We start from the raw sequence: 3144 nt of genomic DNA on the forward strand, positions 1-3144 counted from the left end.
GTCGACCGCCGTCGTGCTCGCCTACATGCTGGTGACCACCGCGCTCATCCTGGTCTTCGGGCGGGTGGCCGATCTGGTGGGCCGTCGACCGCTGTATCTGGCCGGGATCGGGCTGTTCACCGCGGCGACCGCCCTGTGCGCGGTGGCGTTCTCGCCGTGGCTGCTCATCGCGGCCCGCATGCTGCAAGGGGTGGGCGCGGCGGCGTTCGTCACCAACAACACCGCGTTGCTCACCGATGTGTTCCCGGCCGCGCAGCTCGGTCGCGCGCTCGGCTGGAATGCGACGGTGGCGGCGCTGGCCCAGGTGATCGGCCCGGTGGTGGGTGGCGCGGCGACCGCTGTGGCGGGGTGGCGCGGATTGTTCCTGGTGACGCTGCCGTTCGGTCTGGTGGCGTTGGTGGCCTCGATTTTCGTGGTGCCGCGGGCCGCCGGGCAGCGCGGGAGCGGGGAACGGTTCGACGCCCTCGGCGCGGTGCTGTCGACGGTGGCGCTCGCGGCGGCGGTGGTGGCGCTCTCGCCGGATGTCCCGGTGTCGCCGTGGCCGAGTGCGGCGGTCGCGGCAGGCGCCGCGGCGGCGTTCGTCGTCGTGCAGATCCGTCGCACCCATCCGCTGGTCGACGTGGGGCTGTTCCGCATCCGCGCGGTCACCCTGGTCCTGCTGGCGGCGTTGTCGAACGCGGTGGCCACCTACGCGATCGTCATCATGATCTCGTTGTACGGGCAGGGCGGCGGGCTCGATCCGGCGCAGGCGGGACTGTTGGTCGTGCCGGTGGCGCTGGGGGCCGTGGTCGCCGCGGCCGCGACCGGGCGGCTCATGCGCCGCTTCGCCCCGCGCGCGCTGGCCGTCACCGGCATGGGGCTCAACGCCGTCGGCTCGGTGGGTGTCGCGCTCACCCTCGCCGACGACGCCGCGACGCTCTGGCCGCTGGCGCCGTGGCTGGCGGTGCTCGGCGCGGGGACCGGCCTGTTCATGACGCCGAGCACCAGCGTGCTCATGCTCACCGCCCCGGCGCGGCGGCGCGGCATCGCCAACGGGCTGCGCTCGACCCTGCAGAACGTCGGCTACCTGTTCAGCGCGGCGCTGGCGCTGGGTGTGGCCACCGCCGGGTTGGACGAGCAGGCCAGGCGGGCGGCCTTCGCCGGGACGCTCGGCGGGGTCGATGCCGCGCAGCTGGCGGCCTTCGTCGGCAACCTGCGGCTGGCCTGCCTGCTGTTCGCCGCCCTCTCGGTGCTCGGGCTGGTGGTGTGCCTGTTCTTCCCGCGCCGTGGCCCCATGCCCGCGCTCGTCGTCGCCGATGCCCCGCCGGAGACGGCGGCCGTCGCCGAAACGACCGTCCGATGAGGCAATCCCCCCGGACAATCCCCCCGGACAATCCCCCCCGGACAATCCCCTCGACAGGAGGAGTTCGCATGTCCCCCACCGATGATGCCGCCCGCGGGCGCGAGGCCGACGATCTGGACGCCGACTACGCCGACGCGGGCTTCGGCGGACAGCTGGGCGCGGGCAGCAGGCCCGCGCTGGTGCTGGTCGATCCGGCCCGCGCCTACATCGACCGGGAATGCTCGCTCTACGCGGGCGTGGAGGAGCCGGTGGCGGCGATGCGGGAGCTGCTCGCCGCCGCCCCCGCCGCCGGGATTCCGGTGATCGTCACCGAGGTTCGATTGCGCGCGGACGGCGCGGACGCCGGCGTGTTCTTCCGCAAGGCGCCCTCACTGCGCGCGTTCTGCGCGGGTAGCCCGTACGCGGAGTTCATCGACGGGCTGGCCCCGCTGCCGGACGAGCTACGGCTCACCAAGCAGTATCCGAGCGCCTACTTCGGCACCTCGTTGCAGTCCTATCTGTCCGCGCTGCGGGTGGACACCGTGTTCATCGGCGGACTGTCCACCAGCGGGTGCGTGCGGGCCGCCGCGCTGGACACCATGCAGCACGGATTCGTGCCCATCGTGGTGGCCGACGCCGTCGGTGACCGCGACCGGCGGGTGCACGAGGCCAATCTGTTCGACATGGCGGCCAAGATGGCCGACGTGTGGTCGCTCGCGCGGGCGAAGGACCATCTCGCCGATCTGTCCGCCTGCCAACCCGCCGGGGAGGCCGAGGCCGTGGTGGCGTGAGCCGAACACGCCCCGGTCACTCGTAGGCGACCTGCCAGCTCTTGATGCCGTGGATCCAGCCGTTGCGCAGCCGCACCGGCGGCGCGAGTTCACGCAGGTTCGGCATGGCGTCGGCGATGGCGGCGAACATCAGGTCGATCTCCAGGCGGGCGAGGTTGGCGCCCACGCAGTAGTGGGTGCCGGTGCCGCCGAAGCCGACGTGCGGGTTGGGGTCGCGGCCGATGTCGAAGGTGTAGGGGTCGTCGAAGCCGTCCTCGTCGAAATTGGCCGAGCCGTAGAACAATCCGACGCGCTGGCCCGCGCGGATGAGCTGCCCGCCGAGCTCGACGTCGCGGGTGGCGGCGCGCTGGAAGACCGTCACCGGGGTCGACCAGCGCACGATCTCGTCGGGGGTGGTGCGCGGGCGCTCGGCCTTGAACCGCTCCCACTGGTCGGGGTGGTCCACGAACGCCTTCATGCCGTGGGTGATGGCGTTGCGGGTGGTCTCGTTGCCCGCCACCGACAACAGGATGACGAAGAAGCCGAATTCGTCCGAGGCCAGCGCCTCGCCGTCGACATCGGCCTGGATCAGTTCGGTGACGATGTCGTCGGCCGGGCAGGCGCGGCGCTGCTCGGCCATGTTCCAGGCGTAGCCGAGCACCTCGGCCGAGGCCATGGCCGGGTCGCCGTATTCCGGGTCGTCGTAGTTGAGCATCTGGTTGGACCAGTCGAAGAGCTTGCGCCGGTCCTCCTGCGGCACGCCGAGCAGTTCGGCGATGGCCTGCAACGGCAGTTCGCAGGCGACCTGTTCGACGAAGTCGCCGCTGCCGCTCTTCTCGGCCTCGTGCACGATCCGCTCGGCGCGGTCGGTCAGCGCGGCGCGCAGGCTCTCCACCGCGCGCGGGGTGAAGCCCTTGGAGATGATGCGCCGGATCTTGGAGTGCTTGGGCGGGTCCATGTTCAGCAGCAGCGCGCCGGTCTCGTTCATCTGCGCCGGGCTGATGTCGCCGGGCAGCCGGATGATCGAGCCCTTGAGCCGGGAGGAGAAGATCT

3 protein-coding genes are annotated in these 3144 nt (G+C 71.9%); 2 read left to right on the top strand and 1 reads right to left on the bottom strand.

Annotated features, from left to right (window positions below; translation table 11 throughout):
* Together QH283_RS19265 and QH283_RS19270 are read left to right on the top strand one after the other, a co-directional pair.
* The coding region (locus tag QH283_RS19265) for an MFS transporter (protein WP_280504383.1) at positions 1-1342 on the top strand (1342 nt) is incomplete at its 5' end.
* Positions 1343-1410: 68 nt separating this feature from the next.
* Positions 1411-2112, top strand: coding sequence for an isochorismatase family protein (locus tag QH283_RS19270; protein ID WP_280504384.1), 702 nt, complete (start codon positions 1411-1413; stop codon positions 2110-2112).
* 16 nt (positions 2113-2128) lie between these two features.
* On the opposite strand, the gene QH283_RS19275 is transcribed toward QH283_RS19270, so the two are convergent.
* Positions 2129-3144, bottom strand: a 1016-nt coding sequence (locus QH283_RS19275; RefSeq protein ID WP_280504385.1) for a cytochrome P450, incomplete at its 5' end; no start/stop codon positions are given.

The sequence above is a fragment of the Nocardia farcinica genome (assembly GCF_029867845.1).
GTDB classification, from domain to species: Bacteria; Actinomycetota; Actinomycetes; order Mycobacteriales; family Mycobacteriaceae; genus Nocardia; species Nocardia farcinica_A.